Below are 21,471 nucleotides of genomic sequence, written 5' to 3' on the forward strand. Positions count from 1 at the left end.
CGAGCTGTGCGTGTTACCGAACTTCAGGCGCGGATCGGCTCATGCCCAGGCGTTCGAGCAGCTTCACGTCGGCTTCGGTATCGGGGTTGCCGGTGGTCAGCAGCTTGTCGCCGTAAAAAATCGAATTGGCGCCGGCCAGGAAGCACAGGGCCTGCACGCCGTCGCCCATTTGCTGGCGGCCGGCCGACAGGCGCACGCGCGCGGTCGGCATGGTGATGCGCGCCACGGCAATCGTGCGCACAAATTCAAACGGGTCCAGGTCGGCCTGGTTCGCCAGCGGCGTGCCTTCGACCTTCACCAGGTTGTTGATGGGCACCGACTCGGGGTAGGGCGTGAGGTTGGCGAGCTCGGCCACCAGGCCGGCGCGCTGGCGGCGCGTCTCGCCCATGCCGACGATGCCGCCGCTGCACACCTTGACGCCCGCGCTGCGCACGCGCGCCAGCGTGTCCAGGCGGTCCTGGTAGTCGCGTGTGGTGATGATGTCGCCGTAAAAATCCGGGGCGCTGTCGAGGTTGTGGTTGTAGTAGTCCAGGCCCGCGCTTTGCAGGGTCTGCGCATGGCCGTCTTCCAGCATGCCCAGTGTGGCGCAGGCTTCAAGGCCCAGGCCCTTGACGGTACGGATCAGCTCGGCGACTTTTTCAATGTCGCGGTCCTTGGGCGCGCGCCAGGCGGCGCCCATGCAAAAACGCGTGGCGCCCGCGTCCTTGGCACGCTGGGCCGCAGCCAATACCTCTGCCGGCTCCATCAGTTTGCTGGCTTCCACGCCAGTGTCGTAGCGCGCGGCCTGCGGACAGTAGCCGCAGTCTTCGGCGCAGCCGCCGGTCTTGACCGACAGCAGGGTGGCGAACTCGACGCGCGTGGGATCAAAGTTTTCGCGGTGCACCGTTTGCGCGCGATGCATCAGCTCCGGAAAGGGCAGGTTGAACAGCGCCTCGATGTCGTCCACGCTCCAGCGCTGGTCGCCGGTGGGGGCTGGGTCAGCCTTGGGCCGGGGGCGGTGCAAGGTGACGGCTTGTTCTGCAACGTGGGACATGGTTCTTCCTTCCAGGGGATGGGTTTTGGAGTCTAGCTGAAGAGATTTGGAGATGGCTAAAGGGCCTGCTTCGCCAGCGCGGTCAAGGCCTCAACCAGCTGGCCGACATCGGCTTCGCTGTGCGCGGCCGACAGCGCGATGCGCAGACGCGCCGTGCCTTCGGGCACTGTGGGCGGGCGTATCGCCGGCACCCAGATGCCGCGCGCGCGCAGGTCTTCCATCACGGCCAGGGCCTGGTCGTTGGCGCCTATCAGCAGCGGCTGGATGGCGGTCTGTGACATCGAAAGCTGCCATCCGCTGTCTTGCAGGCTCGCCGCCAAACCGTTTCGCAGGCGCGCGATAAGGCGCTGCAAATGCGCGCGCCGCCATTCGTCCTGCTCAATGACCTTCAGGCTGGCGCTTAGCGCACTGGCCAGCAGCGCGGGCGCGGCGGTGGCAAAAATATAGCTGCGGGTTTTCTGCAGCAACCATTCGATCAGCGCCTCGTCGCCCGCCACAAAGGCGCCGGCCACACCGGCGGCCTTGCCCAGCGTGGCCATGTACAGCACGCGGCGCGAGGCTTGCGCGCCAAACAGGCCGGCGGCGGCCAGGCTGCCGCGGCCCTGCGGGCCCAGCACGCCGAAGCCGTGGGCGTCGTCCAGCAACAGCAGGGCATCGTGGCGTTCGCACAGCGCCAGCAGCGCGGGGATGTCGGCGCTGTCGCCGTCCATGCTGAAGACGGCGTCGCTGATCACCAGCTTGCGCGGTGCCTCGCTTTGTGCGAGTTCGCGGTCCAATGCATCCAGGTCGGCATGGGCATACCGATGAATCTTTGCGCGCGACAGTCTTGCACCGTCAATCAGGCAGGCGTGGTTGAGTGCATCCGAAAAAATCGCGTCGCCGGTGCCCACCAGCGCCGGCACGATGCCGATGTTGGTGGCATAGCCCGCATAAAAATACAGCGCGCGCGGCAAGCCCACAAAGGTGGCAAGCTCGCGCTCCAGTGCCGCATTGGCCTCGCTGTGGCCGCTGACCAGCGGCGAGGCGCCGGCCCCCACGCCGTAAGCTTGCGCGCCTTCGCAGGCGGCCTGCACCAGGGCCGGGTGCGTGGCCAGGCCCAGGTAGTCGTTGCTGCAAAAAGCCAGCATGCTCCGACCGTCCACYGTCAGGCGCGCGCTGCTTTCGGGCCGCACCGCGCGGCGTTGGCGGCGCAAATGCGCATCGTCCAGTTCGGCCAGGCGGGCTGGGAATTCGTCAAGCCAGGAGGCGGTCATTGTCATTGCCATGTGAGGGGAAGCTCAAAGTGGATGGCGCGCGGGTCGGGCGCGGCCTGGTGTTGGATGGTGGCCAGCAGCGGCGCCTGCAGTTTTTTCCGCAGGAAGGCGATGTTGTCCTCTTGCGCCAGCATGGCGGCATCGACGTGGTTGGCCACCCAGCCGGCCAGCGTGAGGCCGCGCGCGCGTATCGCCTCGGCGCTGAGCAGCGCGTGGTTCAGGCAGCCCAGGCGCAGGCCCACCACCAGCAGCACCGGCAGGCCCAGCGCCTGGGCCAGGTCGGCACCGGTTTCGCTGTCCGACAGCGGCACCAGGAAACCGCCCGCGCCTTCCACCACCACGGCGTCGGCCAGCTGCGCGAGGCGGCGCTGGCAGTCCACCAAGTGGGCGATGTCAATCTGTGTACCGGCGCGGGTCGCGGCGATGTGCGGCGATACCGGATCGGGCAGCAGCACGGGGTTGTCGAGTTCAGGCGGCACGCGGCAAGTCGAGGCGGCGCGCAGCGCGAGCACGTCTTCATTGACATCTTCGCCATTGACCTGGACCGTGCCCGCCGCCACCGGCTTCATGCCGACGACGCGCACATGGTGGCGGGCCAGCGCGTGCAGCAGACCAGCGCTGGCCAGGGTTTTGCCCACGCCGGTGTCGGTGCCGGTGACGAACAGCGAGAGCGGTTTAGCCACGCGCACCGCCTTCTTCGGACAGCGTGGCGTCCAGCGCCGCGAATGCGCCGCGCGCCAGGTGCCGGGCGGATTCCGCATCCATCACGTAGGGCGGCATGGCGTAAATCGTCTGGCCTATGGGGCGCAGCAGCACGCCGTTCGCCATGGCGTGTTGTGTGTAGCGGCGCGCGAAGTGGGGCATGCTGCCGGGCGCCACGTCCCAGGCCCAGATCATGCCCAGCCGGCGCGCGTTCTGCACGGCGCGGTGCTGCGTGAGGGGCGCGAAAGCCGCGTCCAGCAGCCGGGCGGTTTCAACATTGCGAGCAAGGGCATCGGTCTGCTCGAACAACTCCAGTGTGGCCAGCGCGGCGCGGCAGGCCAACGGGTTGCCGGTATACGAATGCGAATGCAGGAATCCGCGCGCCACCTCGTCGTCATAGAAGGCTTCATAGACTTCGTCGGTGGTCAGCACGGCCGACAGCGGCAGCGTGCCGCCGGTCAGCCCTTTCGAGAGGCAGATGAAGTCCGGCCGTATGCCGGCTTGCTGGTGCGCGAACATCGTGCCGGTGCGGCCGAAGCCGGTGGCAATCTCGTCGGCGATCAGGTGCACCTCGTAGCGGTCGCACAGCGCGCGTGCTTCCTGCAGGTAGGCCGCGTCGTGCATGGCCATGCCGGCGGCGCACTGCACCAGGGGCTCGACGATGAGCGCAGCGGTTTGCGCATGGTGCTGCTCCAGCCAGGCCCGCAGGCCGGCGGCGGCGCGGCGTGCCGTGTCCGCCGGGCTTTCGCCGGCCTGGGCGCCGCGTGCGTCGGGGCTGGGCACGGTGGCGGCCAGCCGCACCAGCGGCGCATAGGCTTCGCGGAAGAGCGCGATGTCGGTCACCGCCAGCGCGCCCACGGTTTCGCCGTGGTAGCCGCCGGCCAGGCCTATGAATCGGCTTTTTTCGGGCCGGCCGCTGTTGCGCCAGTAATGCGCGCTCATCTTGAGCGCGATCTCGGTGGCGCTGGCGCCGTCGCTGCCGTAAAAGGCGTGGCCCAGGCCGGTCAGCGCACCCAGGCGTTCGGAGAGTTCCACGACGGGCGCGTGCGTGAAGCCGGCCAGCATGACATGGTCCAGTGTGTCGAGCTGATCGCGCAGCGCCGCCTTGATGTGCGGGTGGCCGTGGCCGAAGAGATTGACCCACCAGGAGCTCACGCCGTCCAGGTAGCGCCTGCCTTCAAAGTCGTAAAGCCAGACGCCTTCGGCGCGCGCGATGGGCACGGGCGGCTGGGCCTCATGCAGCTTCATCTGCGTGCAGGGGTGCCACACGTGGCGCAGGCTGCGCCGGATCATCGAGGCGTTGTCCATGAGGAAGGCCGGAAAGTTCAGGGCTGCTGCACCGGGATGGTGGAGCGCTCTTCCTTGATGCGGTTGTCGGGGTTCACAAACACCAGCTTGGGGCTGAAGCCCGCGACGTGTTCTTCGTGCACCTGCGCGAAGGCGGCGATGATGACCAGGTCACCCACGGCGGCGCGGCGAGCGGCCGAACCGTTGACCGAGATGATGCGGCTGCCGCGTTCTGCGCGGATGGCGTAGGTGATGAAGCGCTCGCCGTTGTTGATGTTCCAGATATGCACCTGCTCGTTCTCGGCCAGGTTGGCGGCGTCCAGCAGGTCTTCGTCGATGGCGCAGGAGCCCTCGTAGTTGAGTTCGCAATGCGTCACCGCGGCGCGGTGGATTTTCGATTTAAGCAGGGTTCTGAACATGGTGATGGGCGTGGATGAAAATGGGGGCAAGGGAAAGCGCCGGTGTGAGTGGGCGCTTCGCGGCGTTCAGGCATCTGGCCGGTCGCTGTAACATTCGCGACAGTTTTACGCTCTATTTAATAGTTTAGTGCACGGTATGGTGCGGTTTCTTTCTTAGATTGCTCATGAAAAAGTCATTTGATTTCTCCAGCCAGGCATTGGCCGACTTGGCCCAAGCCGACGCGGCACGCGCGCTGGCCGAAGACATAGGCGCCGGCGACCTCACGGCCGGCCTTATTGACCCARCCCGCCAGGCGCGGGCGCAGGTGCTGGCGCGCGAAAGCGCCGTGGTCTGCGGCAGCGCCTGGGTGGAGGCCACGGTGCGGCAGCTCGATCCGCATGCCCAGTTGCTCTGGCATGTGAAAGACGGCGAGCGCTGCGAAGCCGGCCAGGTGGTGTTCGAGGTGCGCGGATTGGCCCGTGCCCTGCTGTCGGCCGAACGCACGGCGCTCAATTTTCTGCAGCTGCTCAGCGCCGTGGCGACCAAGACGGCGGTCTATGTCGACATCGTGAAGGGCACACGCGCGCAGATCGTCGACACGCGCAAGACCCTGCCCGGCCTGCGGCTGGCGCAGAAATACGCCGTGGTGGCGGGCGGCGGCACCAACCACCGGGTCGGTTTGTACGACGCGGTGCTGATCAAGGAAAACCACATCGCGGCGGCCGGCGGCATCGCGCAGGTGCTGGCGCGCGCGGCCGAAGTCGCGGCGCAGGCCGATTTTGTGCAGATCGAGGTCGAGAACCTGGGCGAGCTGGCCCAGGCCCTGGATGCCGGCGCGCGCATGATCCTGCTGGACAACATGAGCCTGCCGGACCTGAAAGAGGCCGTGCGCATCAATGCCGGGCGCGCCGTGCTGGAGATTTCCGGCGGCGTCACCCTGGACGGCCTGCGCACCCTGGCCGAAACCGGTGTGGACCGCATCTCCATCGGCACGCTGACCAAGGACGTGCGGGCGATTGATTTTTCCATGCGCTTTGACGCGCAGGCGGTGTGACCATGCAGGCCGTCCTGCCGATTCGCGTCGATTACGAGCAACCCGAAGCGGCTGGCGTTTGCAGCACGCACCAGGCCTGGGCCCGCGTGCCGGCCGAGCCCACGCAGGCCGAGCGCGCGGCGCTCAAGACCCGCATCCGCGAGCTACTCAAGGCGCGCAACGCCGTCATGGTGTCGCACTATTACGTGCATCCCGATTTGCAGGACCTGGCCGAAGAAACCGGCGGCTTGGTCTCGGACTCGCTGGAAATGGCGCGCTTCGGCCGCGACCATGCGGCGCAGACCCTGGTGGTGTCCGGCGTGCGTTTCATGGGCGAGACGGCGAAAATCCTGTCACCCGAAAAGCGCGTGCTCATGCCCGACCTGGACGCGACCTGCTCGCTGGACCTGGGCTGCCCGGTCGCTGAATTCAGCGCTTTCTGCGATGCCCACCCGGACCGCACGGTCGTGGTCTACGCCAACACCAGCGCGGCCGTGAAGGCCCGTGCCGACTGGCTGGTGACCTCCAGCTGCGCGCTCGACATCGTGCGCGCGCTGAAAGACCAGGGCCAGAAAATCCTCTGGGCGCCGGACCGGCACCTGGGCGGCTACATCCAGCGCGAGACCGGCGCTGACATGGTCTTCTGGAACGGTGCCTGCATCGTGCACGACGAGTTCAAGGCCTTTGAGCTGCAGGCCCTGAAAGCGGAGCACCCCGGCGCGCGCGTGCTGGTGCACCCCGAATCGCCCGCCGACGTGGTGGCGCTGGCCGACGCCGTGGGCTCCACGTCGGGCATTTTGAAAGCGGCGCGCGAGATGGACGCGAAAGAATTTATCGTCGCCACCGACAACGGCATGATGCACAAGCTGCGCACGCTGAACCCCGGCAAAGTCTTTATCGAGGCGCCTACCGCCGGCAACAGCGCCACTTGCAAGAGCTGCGCGCACTGCCCCTGGATGGCCATGAACGGCCTGGCCGGGCTGGCGCAGGTGCTGGAGACCGGCGCCAACGAGATCACGGTCGATGCGGCGCTGGGCCTGCGCGCCCGTTTGCCGATAGACCGCATGCTGGCGTTTACCGAGGCTCTCAAGGCCGGGCGGCCGGTGGCGGGCCTGGTGCCGCATATTGGCGCGGCGTGAGGGCCCGGGCTTGAAGGGCGCGCTCTCCGCCCTGATCGATTTCACCAACCCTCACCAGCCCGAGGGACCGCGTTTGCGCCAGGCCTTTGGCGTGCCTCGCGATGTACTGGTCGCACATCGTCCCGAAGACGTGCGCACGGTGCTGGATGCTGCGCAGGCCGCGGCACGGCAAGGCGCCTGGTGCGTGGGCTATTTGCGTTATGAGGCCGCCCCCGCTTTTGATGCCGCGCTGGCCGTGCATCCGGCCCAGGGGCCTCTGGCCTGGTTTGCCGTGCATGACGCGGCGCTACCCTGGCCTGATCCCACAACAGAGACGTCGCCACAGCTTCAGTGGCAGGAAGCGATAACACCTGCCGCTTTTGAGGCCGCGCTGGTCGAACTGCAGCGCGCCATTGCCGAGGGCGAGTATTACCAGGTCAATTTCACGGCGCAGATGCGCGGCGTGTTGGGCGGCAATGCGCACAGCGCCCTGGCCTTGTTCCAGGCCCTGCAACGCGCCCAGCCGGGCGGCTATGCGGCTTTTCTGGACACGGGCGAGGAGCAACTGCTGTCGGTCTCGCCCGAGCTGTTTTTCGACTGGCGTGAAGAAAACCTGCTGACGCGGCCCATGAAAGGCACGGCGCCTCGCGGTGTCAATCCCGAAGACGACGCTGCGCAAGCCCAGGCCCTGCGCGACTCGCCCAAGGAACGTGCCGAGAATGTGATGATCGTGGACCTGCTGCGCAACGACCTGTCGCGCATCGCCGAACCTTTCAGCGTGCGTGTGCCGCGCCTGTTCCACACCGAGGCCCTGCCCGCGGTCTGGCAGATGACCTCGGACGTGGAGGCGCGCACGCGGCCCGGCTGCACCCTGGCCGATGTGTTTGCGGCGCTCTTTCCCTGCGGCTCGGTTACCGGTGCGCCCAAGGTGCGCGCCATGCGGGCGATTCATGCACTGGAGCCGGAGCCGCGCGGTGTGTATTGCGGTGCCATGGGCGTGCTGCGGCCCGGTGGTGCGGCGACTTTTAACGTGCCGATACGCACCGTGAGCCTGCGCGGTCGGGACGCCCGCTGCGGCATAGGCAGCGGCATCACCTCGGGCTCCGTGGCGCAGGCGGAGTGGCAGGAGTGGCGCCACAAGCGGGCTTTTCTGGAGCGCGCCAGCGCACCCTTCGACATTCTCGAAACCCTGGCGCTGGAAGCCGGGGAGCTGCGCCATCTTGATGAGCACCTTGCACGCATGGCGGATAGCGGTGCTCACTTTGGCCATCCATGGGATGCGGCGCAAGTCCATGCCTGCCTGCAGGATCTGGTGGCCGCTCATTCGCAAGGCCTCTGGCGCGTTCGCTTGTTGCTGGCTGCGAATGGGAAATTGAGCGCCCAGGCCTATGCCATGGAGCCCTCACCGCCGCAGGTGCGCCTGCAATTGGCCGAGCGCCCGCTCGACGCAGCGCACAGCGAGTTTGTGCGCTTCAAGACGACGCGCCGCGCCCACTACGACGCTTTCACGCCCAGCGAGCCGGGCGTGTTTGACAGCGTGCTGTGGAATGTGCAAGGCGAGATCACCGAATGCACACGCGGCAACATCGCGATGCGGGTGGACGGCCGCTGGGTGACGCCGCCGCTGGCTTGCGGGCTGTTGCCGGGTGTGGGCCGGGCAGTGGCCTTGCGGGAAGGCCGGTTGGCCGAACAAGTCGTGCGGGTCGACGAATTGGCAAGCGTGCAGGCCTGGGCCTTTGTGAACAGCCTCAGGGGCTGGATAGACGCGACCCTTGCCTGAATCGCGTTATTGAGCCGCGTTGCTGAATCGGCTTAGAGCTCTTTAAAGCTTTTCCTTGACGTAGGACGCGCGGTCCATGTCCACCATCTCCACGCTCAACTGCACCATCAGGCCCGCAGGCCGCGGCGTCAGGCGGCGCAGCACTGCGGCGATGCGTTCGCCCAGGTCCTTCTTGGCTTCCGGCGTGCGGCCCGACAGCAGGCGCAACTGGGCATGCACAAAGGCGCGTGAGGCTGGTGCGGTGCCGATTTCAAAATCGCCCAGCGCGACCAGCCGGGTTTTCAGGTCGGATTCATTCTGGATTTCAGGGCTGGCGGTGAGGGCCTGGTTCAACGCTTGCAGCACTTCGGCCTTGGGGAAGCCGGTGAGGTTGCTCGAATACTCAACGATTAAATGGGGCATAGGATTTCCAGATAAAAAAATGGCAAGAAACGAACAGGGAGATCAACTTTCGGGCGGCACCAGCACGGTGGGAACGGCCTGTTCAGCGGTGAAGGGGTAATCACGGCTGAAGTGCAGGCCGCGGCTTTCGCGGCGGGATTGAGCGGAGCGCACGATAAGGTCGGCCACCTGCACCAGGTTGCGCAGTTCCAGCAGGTCGCGTGTGACGCGGAAGTTCGCATAGAACTCGTCAATTTCCGACTGCAGCAGCGCGATGCGATGCGCGGCGCGCTCCAGGCGCTTGTTGGTTCGCACAATGCCCACGTAGTTCCACATCAGCCGGCGCAGTTCGTCCCAGTTGTGGGCGATCACCACCTGCTCGTCGGCATCGGTCACCTGGCTCTCGTCCCAGGCGGGCAGTGAAACCTGTGAATCATTTTGGCCTTCAGCCCTTATGTGGTGGTCCTGAGCGACTTCCGATTTGATAGCGCTTGCCACTTCGTGAGCAAACACCACACACTCGACCAGCGAATTGCTGGCCAGCCGATTGGCGCCGTGCAGGCCGGTGCAGGCGGTTTCGCCCGCCGCGTAAAGGTTTGCGATATCGGTGCGGCCGGCCAGATCGGTGAGTACTCCGCCGCAGGTGTAGTGGGCGGCCGGTACGACGGGAGTCGGTTGGCGTGCGATGTCAATACCGAGTGACAGGCAGCGTGCGTGGATGGTCGGAAAATGCTCCCGCACAAACGCTTCGCCCTTGTGCGAGATGTCCAGGTAGACACAGTCCACACCGTGTTTTTTCATCTCGAAATCAATCGCGCGGGCGACTACATCACGCGGCGCCAGCTCGGCGCGTTCATCGTGCGACGGCATGAAGCGCGCGCCGCCTGCCGATTCCGGCAGGCGCAATATACCGCCTTCGCCGCGCACCGCTTCGCTGATCAAAAAGGACTTGGCCTCGGGGTGGTACAGGCAAGTGGGGTGGAACTGGATGAACTCCATGTTGCCGACGCGGCACCCGGCGCGCCAGGCCGCGGCGATGCCGTCGCCGGTGGCGGTATCGGGGTTGCTGGTGTAGAGGTAGACCTTGCCGGCACCGCCGGTGGCCAGCAGGGTGTGGCGTGCCGCAAAGGTGCGGACGATGCCGCCTCCCGCGTTGGCCGTGCCGTCGTCGCGGCTGTCCAGCGCATACAGGCCGACACAGCGCGGCCGGCCGGTAGCGGTGTCGTTCCGCACGATCAGGTCCACCAGCGTGGTCTGCTCAAACACCTCGATGAAGGATTGTGCCCGGACGGCGGCGATCAGGCTTTCCTGAACGACGGCACCGGTGGCATCGGTCGCGTGCACGATACGCCTGTGGCTGTGCCCGCCTTCACGGGTGAGGTGCAGCGCCGCTGCGGGACCGGGCTCCTGCGTAAAGACCACGCCCTGGGCCTGCAGCCAGGCGATGGCTGCCGGTGCGCCCTTGACGACTTGAGCCGTCGCCGCCTCGTCGGACAGCCAGGCGCCCGCTACCTGCGTGTCGGCGATATGGGCAGCAAAGCTGTCGCCTTCCTCGCCTTGCGCCAGCACCGCTGCAATGCCGCCCTGTGCCCAGCCGCTGGCGCCGTCCGCCAGCTTGCCCTTGGTCAGCACTGCGATGCGAAGCGGGGTGCCGTCCATACCGCTGCCTTCCACCAGTTTGAGCGCGGTGCTGAGCCCGGCCAGGCCGCTGCCGACGATGACCACATCAAAGGTGTGCTGCACGGGGGCATCGGCCTTGGCGGGCTGCAGGAGGCCTGAGGCGGGAAGGGTGTTCATGGAGGCGGTATGACCTTGCTGCATCAGGCAATGGTACGGGCGAACGCCCGGATGTCCTGTTAGCCCGTAAACCGCAAATTATCAGCCAGCCCAGGTGCCCGGCCTTGGATGCGGCCTGATGGAGCCGCCCGTGAGCCGCTGGGGTGGGGTGGCGGGAAGGTCAGCGCGGCGCGAGGGGAGCCGGCGGCTGCGCGCTTTCGTCAACCTCATAGGATCCGAAAACATCGCGAGCGGTCCGGGTCTCGGGCAGGATGTACACGACGCCGTCGGTGCCGGTGAAGGCTGGGTTGACCACCCTGTCGTAAAAACTGACAGGGACATTGATGCAGCCAAAGGTGACACGGTTGTCTGCAGGGGTGGCGCTGGCCAGGCGCTGGGCGCGCTGTTCGGCGGGCGTTCCCTTTACCACTCTGTGCAGGGAGATGGAGGTGGCGTAGTCAATCCAGAGTATTTCCACGCCGTGAAGATTGCGGGCCAGCGAAGCGACAAACCGGCCGGCCGGTGTGGTGCGTTCGTGCGCCAGGATGGTGGAAAGCTTGCGCTCGCCAATGCCCGGCGTGGAGTCGTCGCCGCGTGCCAGGCCCAGCAGGGCCGGCGCTGCGCCTGTGAGTTGTCCACTCTTGTCAAGGACAAAGACCTGCGCGTTGACCTTGTCGACAATCATGAAGGGCATGCCCCGGTTGTCGGCCGAGTCCACAATCCATGCAGCCAGCCCGGCCACTTCCCTGGACACTTGTTGTTGCCCGAAGCTGGCATGTTTGCGTGCGGAGGGGGAAGCCTCACCGGCGGCCCATGCGCCCTGGAAGGCCGACACGCTCAGCAGTGCGGCGACGCACATTCCCTGTGCAGTGAGTGTCCTGGCGGCGCTGGCCAGGGATACGCGAGGACTTGCAAGCGATGGAAGTGACATGGGGTGTGTGCCGGGGTCCGGGCTTGATGGCTAGTTGCGTTCCGGTTTGGGGGCGTAGCGCCGGGCGACGTAAGGTTGGGGCTGGATGAGCGGAATGGCCGCCGGCACCACCTCTTTTTCTTCCGCCAGTGCCAGGAACACATCGTCGTTGGTGGCGTAGGGTGTGGGCATCAGGTCCAGAGGGAAAGCGCCCGCCATTGCCACCACGGTCATGCCCCGGAAGGGAGAGGTGGCCCCAAGAGCTGCCAGAGCCCCAGGAGGTACAAGAGCCGAAGGACTGATGGTCCCTGTGGTTTTGCTGACAATCGGTCCGCAGCAGGTTGTAGCCAGCGCATATTGGGCAGCGTTGGGACCGACCAGCCGGTAGCCGGTAAAGGTCACGGTTTTCCCGGTTCCCGGGTCTGCGCTGTTGAACGTGGCGGTGCTGCCCGGATCGGCCACCAGGCTGACCCCTGCCGGATTCCCTTTCAGGGACACGAGGGTGGCGGCGGTGGTTCCGTCGTAGGTTTTGGTGACTTCAGGGAACACTAGCATGCGCTGGGTCAGCGTGCTGTCGACCAGTATGAACTTCGGCAAGTAATCCGTGGGCGCCGCGTACGAGACCGGGTTGTAGTGGATGGTGACCGGTGCAGCGGTCCCCGCTGTGCCCGTGATACTCGGGCGACTGGCGCCAGTGACGTTCATGTTCACAGTGCCTCCCGCAGCACCCGGCCCCGTTCCGTCCGTATCGGCGATCAGGGTCAGGCCGAGGGGCAGGCCCAAGCTTCGGGTGATGTCGGCATTGCCATTGGTCATCGCGATTTTGGCGTTGACGTTGACATCATTGGCCGCGCACATCTCCAGGTTGCCCCTGACCATGGTGATAGCCGCGTTCTGGTTCACGTTGCGGCCTGCGGACAGCAAGACGCTTGCATCGGTCACTGAAATGGCCGCATTCACGTTGACGTCGCGTCCGCAGCACACGGCCAGATTGCCGTTGGTGGCCGTTATCGTCGAATTGATATTGACGTCACGGTCAGCGTTGAGTGTCAAGGTGGTCGGGGCGCCGGCGGCGGTCCAGGTCACTGGGCCGTTGACAAAAATATCTCCCTCACCGGCCCCAGGTGGCGTGACGATGGTGATGTTGCTGTTGACCAGGTCAAAGCCAAGCTGAATATTGGAATAATTTCCACCCAGGCCGATGATGAAGTTTTGAGGGTCGATGAGCCAGGTGCCAGTCAGGCCGAAAGGAGCGGCTGTCGTGCGCACCCCGCTCCCAATGTTTACTGTGCCGGCCGAGGTTTCTATGAAGCCGCCGTCACCTCCGTTCGGTGCGCTGGCGTCCAGCGTGCCGGCCACATTCATCGTGCCGGAATCCATATCGCCGAGGAGCAAAATGGTGCCGTTGCGGCTTCCGATGGTTTGCGCCTGGATGACGCCGGTGTTGTTTACCGCGGTATGAAGAAGGCCGCCCGCCGCCTGCGTGGTCATCAGTACCTTGCCGCCGTCGGCGCGGATCATGCCGCCGTTTTCCACCAGCGCGTTGACAGCGCCTTGCGCCACGGACACGCGCAGCATACCGTCACCGGCCAGGTCGAGCGTGGCTGCCTGGCCGCCGGCCAGAGCCACGCTTCCCAGGCGCGCGGTGATGACGCCCTGGTTGATGACTGTTTTGCCCATCAGGGCCACGTACCCTCCATCGGCTGCATTGATCGTGCCCTGGTTGACCACCGATCCATTGCCCGCATTGGTGAAGCTGTGGTCACCCGCCATGAATTTGGCGTCGCTCAGGCTCATGGTCGTGGCGACAAGGCCGCCAACGTTGACCTGTGAACCGGCGCCGAACAGGATCCCGTTGGGATTGAGCAGAAAGACCTTGCCGTTGGCCGACAGGTTGCCCAGAATGCTGGATGCGTCCGCCCCCAGCACGCGGTTGAGTGCGACGGAGTTGGCCCCAGGCTGCACAAACTGCACGGTTTGACCGGCTGCAATGCCAAAGCTTTGCCAGTTGATCACCGTGTTAGCGGTGGCCTGGTTGATGGTGGTGGTAGAGCCTGTGCTGGAAATGATGGCCGAGCCGGCCGCAACCACGCCGTCGGTGGGCAGGGCAAGGGCCGCGCCGCCGAACCCGAGCATCAGGCACGCTGACAGCAGATTGACCGCAAAAGAAGGGCGTGCGCTGCCCGCCGCAGTGCACGCGTTTTGTTTCCCCTGACCGCTGGCGTTTTCGGCGACGGCGACAAAGGCGCGGGAACTGGCGTTCCAGATGGTTCTGTAGATGTGGTTCATGGTGCGTCCTTCAAAAGCTTGCTGGGTGTGGGGTGCTCGGTCGCCGCACTTAAAAATACTTGATGGCCTGGATCCAGAATCGCCCCGATTTATCTGGTGCCGAGGTGGCGGCCGAGTCACCGAGCTTGCGTGCGTAGTAGGTCCGGATCGCAAAATTGCCAGGCTCGCCCCAGGTCAGCCCCACGCCATAAGCGCCCAGGCTGCGGTGGTTGTCGCCTGCCGCCCACGGTTTTTTGTTGATGGTGGCGCTGCCTCCGTCAACGAAGCCGATCAGGTGAAACTGGCCGGGCAAACTTTCTGGTTTGGGTAGCAGCAGGCGGGCTTCCAGGGTGACGATGTATCCCTGGTCGCCAAAGGCTTCGCCCTGCGGATAGGCCCTGACGCCATCCATGCCGCCCAGTACCATCTTCTCGGAAGAGTCCAGATTTTTGGAGGCCAGTTGTCCGTTGACGCCCGCGTAAAAGGAAAGGGTGTCGGTGACGCGCTGCAGCCGGCTCGCACCGAAAGCAAGCTTGCCGTAGGAGCCGTTGGTGCGCGCACTGGTTGCATCGGCCGCCAGAGCAGCAGGCGTTTCAATATCCAGGTTGCCGGCAGACAGTCCCAGAGAAAAAGCGTTCATTCCGCCACCGCCCAGGTTGTCAAGGTGGCTCCCGTAGAGACTTGCCGTGACGACGTTCGCCTTCTTGTCGACGACCGAGGGGACCACATCCACCCGGTCCTGAAAGATCCGGTGGTCGTAGTTGAGGCCGGCGTTCAGATTGGTGTTGCGTGAGCGAATCAATGGATAGCTTGCGTAGATGCTCGCAATTTCCGCCGTGCCGTTGGCCTGCAGGGGGGTAAATTCCTTGCCCAGTTCATAGGCGAGGCGGCTGTAGGCCACGCCAACCGTGGCTTTGCCCAGCTGAAGCTGGTAGGACGCGCGCCCGTAGTTCAGCCCTGAACCGGACGTTACCCCCCGAAAACTGGCGACGTCGCCCTGGCCCAGCAGGTTGTTGATGTTGACCGTGGCGCCCAGGCGGTATTCGCCGGTGTAGCGGTTTCCGGCGTTGTCCACGTCCACGCTGCCGCTGATGCGCTGGCCTGGCGTGATGTCGACCAGCAGGTCGGAACTGCCGGGCGTTTCCCCGGGCACCAGTGTTGACTTGATCTTGACCCCGGGAATGTCCGAAAGCAGCAGCAGCCGCTTCTCGAGCGTGTCGTTGGTGATGGGATCGCCGCTGTTGACGCCACTCAGGATGTTTCGGACCAGGTCATCCGACAGGTGGGTCTGGTTGTTCAGGACGATCTTGCCGTATTGGCCTTCGCTGACTGCGATGGTGACGGTGTTGTCCTTGACGCTTTGCGCAGGCAGATAAGCCCGGGCGACAAAATAACCGTTTTTCCGGTAGTGGTCGGTGATGCGGGCGGCCATGGCCTGCAACTCGGCCAATGTCAGCTCGGTATTGGGAGCAAAGCCGGTGAGGCCCACAAGCTCGGCTTCGGAAAATACACGTGAACCCGTGACTTGCAGGCTTCTGACCAGAATTTTGGCGGTGCCGGGTTCGGCCTTTCCAGGTGCTGTGCCTTCCTGAATCCTGATTTCCGGCGCCGCTTTCTGCGGAACGGGAACGGGAGGAAGCTGCTGAATCTGGCTGCCGGCACCGGGGAGTTGCTGGGCCAGAAGGGCTTGGCTCAGAGCCAGCATTGTCAAGGGAAGCAAGGCTTTTTTCAAACCCCGGGGTGTAGGGGCGCATCCTCGCGCAGTTTTCATGGGGTCCTAAGTTGTGCCCCATCCTGCGCGGATGCCTTCTCGAAAAGAGTAGGACGCAACGCTGCCAGTTAGCAAGTTAATCGCTAGAACCTATAAATCTGAAAGTATTTCAATAAAACCCTATTGACCACATCAGTCTGCTGTGGGTTTCTTTGGTTTCTTTGAATCCGCCTGGCTCCGTAGCGTCGGCTACATGGCAGTCAGGGGTGTTCAGGCCGGCGTGTAAGCCAGGCGCACGTAAATCGGCGCGAAGGCCTCGGCCTGCGTGACTTCCAGCAGGCCTTCCTTGGAAAGCTCGAGCAGCGCGATAAAGGTCACGACCAGCACCGGCATGCCGCGCGCGGCGTCGAACAGTTCCTCGAACTCCAGGAACTTGCGACCCTGCAGCTTGCGCAGCACGATGCTCATGTGCTCGCGCACCGAGAGTTCCTCGCGGCTGATGACGTGGTGCTGCACCAGGCGTGCGCGTTTGACGATGTCGCGCCAGGCTTCCTGCAGGTCCACCACATTCACATCGGGAAAGCGCGGCTGCAGCGACTGCTCGACATAGACCTGGGCGCGCAGGAAGTCGCGGCCGAACTGCGGCACCTCGTTGAGCTTGTGGGCGGCCAGCTTGATCTGCTCGTACTCGAGCAGGCGGCGCACCAGTTCGGCGCGCGGGTCCTCGGGCTCCTGGCCCTCGGCCACCTTTTTGGGCGGCAGCAGCATGCGTGACTTGATCTCGATCAGCATGGCCGCCATCAGCAGGTATTCGGCCGCCAGTTCCAGGTTGGTGGCGCGAATCTCATCGACGTAGGTGAGGTACTGGCGCGTGACCGCCGCCATCGGGATGTCGAGGATGTTGAAGTTCTGCTTGCGGATCAGGTAGAGCAGCAAGTCCAGCGGGCCTTCGAAGGCCTCGAGGAAAACCTGCAGCGCATCGGGCGGGATGTACAGGTCGTGCGGCATCGCGAACAGCGGCTCGCCGTAAAGGCGTGCCAGCGCGACCTGGTCTATGACTTCGGGCATGTCCGTGCCCGCCGCTTCAGGCTGCGCCTGGGTGGCGGGCGGCGGCAGTTCCTGGGGGGAGGGCGGGAAATGGGGCTGGGACATGAAAGCAGCGAATGCAACCGTGGGGGCTGTAGGCCCTTATTTGCCGTTGGGATGGTTGCTGGTACCGTAGACGTAGGCTTGCTGCGGCACCCGGGCTTCGCTGTACTCGGCTTGCTCGCTGCGGTTCAGGTTCTTGTCCCACAGCAGGGCACGTCCGGCGCGCTGCTCGGCCTCCAGCGTGGGCTTTTTCGCCTTGAGCTGGTCGATGAACTGCGTCGTGTCGGAGGTGTAGTCGGAGCGGCGGAAGATATTGAGGAGGGCCATGGGGTCTAAACTGCCTGAAACGTATAGTGGGCTGATTTTACCGGGGTCCGCCATGCCTTCCTTGATTTCGCCCTTTTCGCCCTTGTTACCGGCCCAAACGGGGTTTCCCTTCCCTTTTTCCAGAAAGATGCTCGCCTGTATGGGTCTGCTGTCATTGGTCCTCGGCCTGGTGGGTTGCGATCCGCAGCGCATCGCCGAACTTGAAGAAGGGGTGGCGACCGAAGCCGACGTGCGTGCCCGTTTCGGCGAGCCCGAAAAAATCTGGGAGGCGGCCGACATGGCCGAGACGCCCCAACCCGGCGCGGCCGCGGCGCCCGGCGCCCGCACCTTTGAATACAACCGCCAGCCGCAGGGCCAGGTCAACTACATGATCACCATAGGCGCTGACGGCAAGATGAGCGCGCTCAGGCAGGTGCTTACACCGCGCAACTTCGAAAAAGTGCTGCCCGGCATGCGCATGGAGCAGGTGCGCAAAATGCTCGGCAAGCCCATGAAGGTCACGCCTTATGCGCTCAAACAGGAGACGCATTACGACTGGCGTTACCTGAACCCGCCCGGCACCTCGCGTATTTTCACGGTGGTGTTTGATGCCGACCTCAAGGTCAAGAGCACGGCATCGGCCGACGAAGAAAGCGTCAGCCCCAGCGGCGGCACGCGTTAAGGCACGCTCCATACGGCCGGCTAGACCGACTCGACTTTTCCCAGAAAGCCTGTGCGCTCCATCACGGCGCGCGGCTGGGCATTGACCCCCGCGATCACCAGCCGGCCGCCGCGGAGCACGATGGCCTTGTGCAATTGCTCCAGCACGTCCAGCCCCGAGGTGTCCAGCGACTGCAGTGACTGCACGTCCAGCCGCACCACCAGCCCCTTGGGCGCGCTCTCCACCACGGTGAGGATGGGATCGAGCTTGGCCACCGCGCCGAAGAACAGCGAACCGTAGAGCTGGAAGCTCGCGGTGTCGGCATCACGCGAGACTTCCACCACCTGGAACAGGCTGCTCATGCGTCTGACAAACAGCACGCAGGCCAGGATCAACCCGACCTGCAGGGCCACCGTCAGGTCGAACACCACCGTCAGGAAAAACGTGCCCAGCATGATGAGCCGGTAGTGGCTGCTGGCCTTGGGAAGGCGGGCAAATTCGCGCCACTCGCCCATGTTCCACGCTACGTAGAGCAGGATGCCCGAGAGCACCGCCAACGGCACATGCACCGCCAGCGGCGCGGCCGCCAGCACGACGACGGCCAGCGTGAGCGCATGCACCAGGCCCGAAACCGGCGAACTGGCGCCGGACCGCACGTTGGTCACGGTGCGGGCGATGGTGCCGGTGGCCGGCATGCCGCCGAAAAAGGGCACGACGAAGTTGGCCACGCCCTGGGCCATCAGTTCCTGGTTGGGGTCGTGGCGCGGCAGGCCCGAAACCTGGTCGGCCACGCGCGCGCACAGCAGCGATTCCACCGCGCCCAGCATGGCGATGGTGATGGTAGGCGCCACGAGCAAGCGCACCGTCTCCCACGAAAAGTCGGGCAGGGCGAAAGACGGCAGGGCGCGCGGGATGCCGTGAAAGCGCGTGCCTATGGTTTCCACCGGCAGGGACAGGAAGTAGGCAAAGGCCGTCAGCGTGACCAGCGCCACGATGGGGCCGGGCATGCGCGAGGCCATGCGCGTGGCGCGTTTGAGCTGCACGCCCTCCACCGCCTGCATCAGGCGGATCAGCCGCATGGTGAAGAAGCCGCCCGCGGCGCGCGCCTTCGTGTCAAACAGCCGCGGCCAGATGAACAGGCCCAGCAGGCAGGCCAGGCCCAGGCCCAGCGCATACGGATTGAAGCTGTCCAGGTGGCTGCCCAGGACCTTGATCTGCGAGAAGAAATCAGCCGGCATCTTGGGCACGACCAGGCCCAGCAAATCCCTGGCTTGCGACAGCACGATCAACACCGCGATGCCGTTGGTAAAACCCACCACGATGCTGACCGGCACATAGCGCACCAGCGTGCCCAGCTTGAACAGGCCCAGCAGAAACAGCAGCACGCCCGCGCAGGCGGTCGCGATCAGCAGGTTGGCCAGGCCGTAGCGCTCCAGGATGCCGTAGACGATCACGATGAAGGCGCCGGCGGGGCCGCCTATCTGCACCGCCGAGCCGCCCAGCGCGGAAATCAGCGCGCCGGCGATGATGGCGGTCCAGATGCCGGCCTCGGGCTTGAGGCCGGAGGCGATCGCAAAAGCCATGGCCAGCGGCAAGGCCACGATGCCGACCGTGAGGCCCGCTCCCGCATCCTTGAAAAATCGCTCCCTCGTATAGCCCGCCAAAGCTGAAAAAAGACGGGGGCGAAACGGCGCAAGGTAGGCGGGCAAATGCATGGTTTTTTGATTGTGGTGCCAGCCCTATGCCGCTGAGAAGTCCTGGGCGTGACATTTTTCCATTGCCGACAATGTAAAGGCTGGTTACAGTAATAATGGTTTATTAGGTCGAATTACTTACTTTTAACTTTTTTCGATCTTTCGCGGACTGGATAAGCTTTGGGGCTTCACGGCGCCTGGGTCCGGTGTCCCAGCGTGCTTTTCCTGGAGAAGTGATTGCCCGGTTTTTTCGGTTTTTCGTGGGTGTGCGGATGGCGATTGCCGCGGCTGACGGCCGCCCTGGCGGCGTTGTTGCTCGCGCACGCCATGGTTGCCGCGCAAGAAGCTTCCGTTTCCCCGTCCGTGGAGGCTGCTCCCACCGAGATTTCCGCCGCTAACCCCGCGGCCGTGGTGCCGGGCCCTTTCAAGACCGGGCGCGACGTCATGGGCGAGGGGCAGGTGCTGGTCGACAGCTCGGGCACCCTCACTTTCGACCAGGTGCAACGCAAGTTTGATGCCGGTGAAGGGCGTGCCGTGCAGCCGCACGACATCATGCCCACCGGAGGCGGGGCGGCGCTGTGGTATCGCCTGGCCTTGCCGGCGGTCGGTGCGCCCACGCCGATAATGCTCACCATTCCCCATCCCAACATGGACAGCGTGGACCTGTACCGTCCGGCGTCCGGCCCCGGTTTGTGGCAACTGGAGCGTTCGGGTGACGACATTCCTGTTGCGGCCTGGCCGGTTCGCCATTTGACCCCGGCGTTCGAGCTCGTGCTGCAGCCCGGCGAAACACGCCCCAGCTACCTGCGGGTGGCGCACAACTATCCCATCAGCGTGCCTTGGGAGCTGTCGGACCCCGCCAGTTTTCACGAGCAGTCCAAGGAATCGCATCTCCTGCTCGGGGTGTACATCGGGCTGGTCCTGCTGATCGCGATGATGAGCGCGGTCCACGCCATTTCCTGGCGCGACAGCATCCATCTTTTTTTCGCCGGCTACGTGCTGGTGGTGGCCACGGGCCAACTGGCGCTGACGGGGCTGGCCGGCGAGTTTCTGTGGACCGGCAGCGCCTGGTGGAATGACAGCGCGCCGGTCGCCATGACGCTGGCCACCGCCGCGCTGCTGCATCTCTTTTTGCGCCAGATGGTGGTCGACCGCGACGCGCCCTGGCTGTCGCGCGGCCTGCTGCTGATGACGCTGATAGGCGCGGGCATCCTGGCGGCTTTCCTGGTAATGGGCAACAAGTCTTCCTTCAACCTGGCCACCCCTTATTACCTGGGCAGCATGGCCGTCTACCTCAGCGTGGCCGGCTGGTATGTATGGCGCCGGCCCATGGTGGGGGTCTGGGTGCTGGCCGCCATGGTCTGCCTGACGGTGGGTTCGATTTTCCCCATCCTGCGCACCCAGGGCATGCTGCCGCTGGGCACGGCCACGCAGTACGGGGCGCAGATAGGCGCGGCCTTCGAAATTCTCCTGCTGGTGGTGGCCTTGTACCTGCGCAGCCGCGAAAAGCGCGACAACCGGGCCCGCGTCGGCGCGCTCACGCGCGTGGATCCCTTGACCGGGCTGGGCAACCACCGTGTGCTGCTGCAGCGGCTGGATGCCCTGCTGGCACGGCAGCGGCGCGACCCGGGCGTGGGGGCGGTATTGCGCGTGCGCCTGGGCAACGCCATCGACATCCGGCAGGATTCCGGCATGGAAGCGGCGCAAAGCGCGGTGGTGCAAGCCGGGGCCTGCGTGGCGGGCGTGACCAGCGATGGCGACACCGTGGCGCGCCACCGGGACGGCGATTTTGTGCTGATCCTTCAGGGACACCTCACGCGCGACGAACTCACGCAGATGGCGCAGCGCCTGATCGCCCGGGGCCTGGCCGAGAGCCCGAGCCTGCCGCCCAACACCATGCTGCAGTTCAGGATTGCTGTGGCCGAGGCGCCTTTTGGCCAGCCTGATGCCGAGCAGTTGCTGCACGCCATGGGCAATGTGCTCAGGGAGCTTTCGGGTCGTTCAGGCACCGGCTTGCGGTTTATCAATACAGCGGCCCATTAACGGCGGCCGGCGAGAAGCGCCGCCGTC

General features: G+C 65.1%; 18 protein-coding genes. 5 read left to right on the forward strand and 13 right to left on the reverse strand.

The window, feature by feature from the left end:
- Nucleotides 1–13: 13 nt before the first annotated feature.
- Genes bioB through panD form a run of 5 tightly spaced genes read right to left on the reverse strand, consistent with a single transcriptional unit; the run spans nt 14 to nt 4,694 of the window.
- Nucleotides 14–1,033 carry a biotin synthase BioB gene (bioB, locus tag AC1DXS_RS09740; RefSeq protein ID WP_477737309.1) on the reverse strand — a complete coding sequence of 340 codons (1,020 nt, stop codon included), beginning with the start codon at nt 1,031–1,033 and terminating at the stop codon, nt 14–16.
- Between the two features lie 56 nt (nt 1,034–1,089).
- Entirely contained in the window at nt 1,090–2,286 is a 1,197-nt protein-coding gene (gene bioF / locus AC1DXS_RS09745; RefSeq protein ID WP_477737310.1) for an 8-amino-7-oxononanoate synthase, read from the reverse strand.
- Nucleotides 2,287–2,288: 2 nt separating this feature from the next.
- The gene (gene bioD, locus AC1DXS_RS09750) at nt 2,289–2,975 is read right to left on the reverse strand and encodes a dethiobiotin synthase (RefSeq protein ID WP_477737311.1); all 687 of its coding nucleotides are present in this window, start codon (nt 2,973–2,975) and stop codon (nt 2,289–2,291) included.
- A complete protein-coding gene (locus tag AC1DXS_RS09755; protein ID WP_477737312.1) occupies nt 2,962–4,296 on the reverse strand; it encodes an adenosylmethionine--8-amino-7-oxononanoate transaminase in 1,335 nt (444 codons plus the stop codon). The genes bioD and AC1DXS_RS09755 overlap by 14 nt, the downstream gene beginning before the upstream one ends.
- 17 nt (nt 4,297–4,313) lie before the next feature.
- Complete coding sequence (gene panD / locus AC1DXS_RS09760; RefSeq protein ID WP_007867856.1) at nt 4,314–4,694, reverse strand: aspartate 1-decarboxylase; 381 nt, start codon at nt 4,692–4,694, stop codon at nt 4,314–4,316.
- Between the two features lie 164 nt (nt 4,695–4,858).
- Here panD and nadC point away from each other — a divergent pair, with 164 nt between their 5' ends.
- From nadC to pabB, 3 genes are read left to right on the forward strand one after another with little or no spacing between them, the layout of a single operon-like run.
- Entirely contained in the window at nt 4,859–5,728 is an 870-nt protein-coding gene (gene nadC, locus AC1DXS_RS09765; protein WP_477737313.1) for a carboxylating nicotinate-nucleotide diphosphorylase, read from the forward strand.
- Between the two features lie 2 nt (nt 5,729–5,730).
- Entirely contained in the window at nt 5,731–6,846 is a 1,116-nt protein-coding gene (nadA, locus tag AC1DXS_RS09770) for a quinolinate synthase NadA (RefSeq protein ID WP_477737314.1), read from the forward strand.
- A 10-nt stretch (nt 6,847–6,856) separates the two neighbouring features.
- Complete coding sequence (pabB, locus tag AC1DXS_RS09775; protein WP_477737315.1) at nt 6,857–8,605, forward strand: aminodeoxychorismate synthase component I; 1,749 nt, start codon at nt 6,857–6,859, stop codon at nt 8,603–8,605.
- 42 nt (nt 8,606–8,647) lie between these two features.
- Here the strand turns inward: pabB and AC1DXS_RS09780 are convergent, their stop codons facing one another.
- The 7 genes from AC1DXS_RS09780 to AC1DXS_RS09810 all read right to left on the reverse strand — a co-directional run bounded on the left by AC1DXS_RS09780 (nt 8,648) and on the right by AC1DXS_RS09810 (nt 17,067).
- Entirely contained in the window at nt 8,648–9,007 is a 360-nt protein-coding gene (locus AC1DXS_RS09780) for a 5-carboxymethyl-2-hydroxymuconate Delta-isomerase (protein WP_477737316.1), read from the reverse strand.
- Nucleotides 9,008–9,049: 42 nt separating this feature from the next.
- Entirely contained in the window at nt 9,050–10,783 is a 1,734-nt protein-coding gene (gene nadB / locus AC1DXS_RS09785) for an L-aspartate oxidase (RefSeq protein WP_477737317.1), read from the reverse strand.
- Nucleotides 10,784–10,943: 160 nt separating this feature from the next.
- Entirely contained in the window at nt 10,944–11,693 is a 750-nt protein-coding gene (locus AC1DXS_RS09790; protein WP_477737318.1) for a hypothetical protein, read from the reverse strand.
- 30 nt (nt 11,694–11,723) lie between these two features.
- Complete coding sequence (locus AC1DXS_RS09795; RefSeq protein ID WP_477737319.1) at nt 11,724–13,961, reverse strand: two-partner secretion domain-containing protein; 2,238 nt, start codon at nt 13,959–13,961, stop codon at nt 11,724–11,726.
- Between the two features lie 49 nt (nt 13,962–14,010).
- Nucleotides 14,011–15,672, reverse strand: a complete 1,662-nt coding sequence (locus tag AC1DXS_RS09800; RefSeq protein ID WP_477737320.1) for a ShlB/FhaC/HecB family hemolysin secretion/activation protein — start codon at nt 15,670–15,672, stop codon at nt 14,011–14,013.
- Between the two features lie 249 nt (nt 15,673–15,921).
- A complete protein-coding gene (locus tag AC1DXS_RS09805; RefSeq protein WP_477737321.1) occupies nt 15,922–16,803 on the reverse strand; it encodes a segregation and condensation protein A in 882 nt (293 codons plus the stop codon).
- Nucleotides 16,804–16,839: 36 nt separating this feature from the next.
- Nucleotides 16,840–17,067, reverse strand: coding sequence for a DUF3460 family protein (locus tag AC1DXS_RS09810; protein WP_477737322.1), 228 nt, complete (start codon nt 17,065–17,067; stop codon nt 16,840–16,842).
- Nucleotides 17,068–17,206: 139 nt separating this feature from the next.
- On the opposite strand from AC1DXS_RS09810, the gene bamE reads away from it, so the two are divergent.
- Nucleotides 17,207–17,728, forward strand: coding sequence for an outer membrane protein assembly factor BamE domain-containing protein (bamE, locus tag AC1DXS_RS09815; protein ID WP_477737323.1), 522 nt, complete (start codon nt 17,207–17,209; stop codon nt 17,726–17,728).
- A gap of 20 nt (nt 17,729–17,748) precedes the next feature.
- Here bamE and AC1DXS_RS09820 read toward each other — a convergent pair whose 3' ends face one another.
- Complete coding sequence (locus AC1DXS_RS09820) at nt 17,749–19,422, reverse strand: SulP family inorganic anion transporter (protein WP_477737324.1); 1,674 nt, start codon at nt 19,420–19,422, stop codon at nt 17,749–17,751.
- 216 nt (nt 19,423–19,638) lie between these two features.
- Between AC1DXS_RS09820 and AC1DXS_RS09825 the strand changes: the two genes are divergently transcribed.
- The gene (locus tag AC1DXS_RS09825) at nt 19,639–21,444 is read left to right on the forward strand and encodes a sensor domain-containing diguanylate cyclase (protein WP_477737325.1); all 1,806 of its coding nucleotides are present in this window, start codon (nt 19,639–19,641) and stop codon (nt 21,442–21,444) included.
- Nucleotides 21,445–21,471 lie beyond the last annotated feature (27 nt).

It is taken from the genome of Polaromonas sp. P3_B1, assembly GCF_056402935.1.

Excerpts from the sequence above, each read along its gene's own strand:
- nadB (WP_477737317.1), bottom strand. The coding sequence starts at position 10,783 with ATGAACACCCTTCCCGCCTCAGGCCTCCTGCAGCCCGCCAAGGCCGAT.
- AC1DXS_RS09805 (WP_477737321.1), bottom strand. The coding sequence starts at position 16,803 with ATGTCCCAGCCCCATTTCCCGCCCTCCCCCCAGGAACTGCCGCCGCCC.
- AC1DXS_RS09755 (WP_477737312.1), bottom strand. The coding sequence starts at position 4,296 with ATGGACAACGCCTCGATGATCCGGCGCAGCCTGCGCCACGTGTGGCAC.
- AC1DXS_RS09810 (WP_477737322.1), bottom strand. The coding sequence starts at position 17,067 with ATGGCCCTCCTCAATATCTTCCGCCGCTCCGACTACACCTCCGACACG.
- panD (WP_007867856.1), bottom strand. The coding sequence starts at position 4,694 with ATGTTCAGAACCCTGCTTAAATCGAAAATCCACCGCGCCGCGGTGACG.
- nadA (WP_477737314.1), top strand. The coding sequence starts at position 5,731 with ATGCAGGCCGTCCTGCCGATTCGCGTCGATTACGAGCAACCCGAAGCG.
- AC1DXS_RS09780 (WP_477737316.1), bottom strand. The coding sequence starts at position 9,007 with ATGCCCCATTTAATCGTTGAGTATTCGAGCAACCTCACCGGCTTCCCC.
- bamE (WP_477737323.1), top strand. The coding sequence starts at position 17,207 with ATGGGTCTGCTGTCATTGGTCCTCGGCCTGGTGGGTTGCGATCCGCAG.
- AC1DXS_RS09795 (WP_477737319.1), bottom strand. The coding sequence starts at position 13,961 with ATGAACCACATCTACAGAACCATCTGGAACGCCAGTTCCCGCGCCTTT.
- AC1DXS_RS09820 (WP_477737324.1), bottom strand. The coding sequence starts at position 19,422 with ATGCATTTGCCCGCCTACCTTGCGCCGTTTCGCCCCCGTCTTTTTTCA.
- bioB (WP_477737309.1), bottom strand. The coding sequence starts at position 1,033 with ATGTCCCACGTTGCAGAACAAGCCGTCACCTTGCACCGCCCCCGGCCC.
- AC1DXS_RS09790 (WP_477737318.1), bottom strand. The coding sequence starts at position 11,693 with ATGTCACTTCCATCGCTTGCAAGTCCTCGCGTATCCCTGGCCAGCGCC.